The organism is Clostridium cuniculi (assembly GCF_004353185.1).
Taxonomy (GTDB): domain Bacteria; phylum Bacillota; class Clostridia; order Clostridiales; family Clostridiaceae; genus Clostridium; species Clostridium cuniculi.
This window is the reverse complement of the sequence record NZ_SMUS01000110.1, coordinates 1-666: the sequence shown is the minus strand read 5'-3', so window position 1 is coordinate 666 and position 666 is coordinate 1. Positions and strand designations below refer to the sequence as shown.

Here is a 666-nt window from a genome sequence, read left to right as displayed (position 1 = left end):
AGGAAGCGTCCTAAGGTAGGGTCAGCGATTGGGGTGAAGTCGTAACAAGGTAGCCGTAGGAGAACCTGCGGCTGGATCACCTCCTTTCTATGGAGAAATGAAGTAACAAGATGTTTACTTCGTACTCGAAAGATACTGGTTTAACTAGTCTGTTCAATTTTGAGAAACCATGTTTCTCAGGAAATTAATTTACTGTTAGAAATGAGCAGTACAAGGAAATGACGAATGAGCATCGGAGCTTATGATATAAGTGAGAAGCGGAATGAGGAAATTGACGAAGTAATGCGAAGTTTATAACTAGAAATTTTGTTCTTTGAAAATTGCACATGAATTATATATAACTTCAAAACATATTGAGAAGTAAGCCAAGAAATATTCTTTGTGATATTAAATGCAAAACTTTGAAAAAGAAGATGATTGTGAAGTTTAGTATGACTTAGTACAAGGAAACGAGAAATGTACGTAGTGAACAGTACTTTAGGTACGTGAACAAGTAGATTTCGAAGTTGACGCAGTAATAAGGTATAATAAACGAACAAAGGTCAAGCTACAAAGGGCGCATGGTGAATGCCTTGGCATCAGGAGCCGATGAAGGACGTGATAAGCTGCGATAAGCTTCGGGTAGGCGCACATAGCCAGTGATCCGGAGATTTCCGAATGTGGGAA

2 rRNA genes are annotated in these 666 nt (G+C 39.0%); both read left to right on the top strand.

Annotation, left to right across the window (positions count from 1 at the left end):
• Nucleotides 1–87, top strand: a 16S ribosomal RNA gene (locus EJJ37_RS19855); the annotation flags it as partial.
• Nucleotides 88–540: 453 nt separating this feature from the next.
• Nucleotides 541–666, top strand: a 23S ribosomal RNA gene (locus EJJ37_RS19850); the annotation flags it as partial.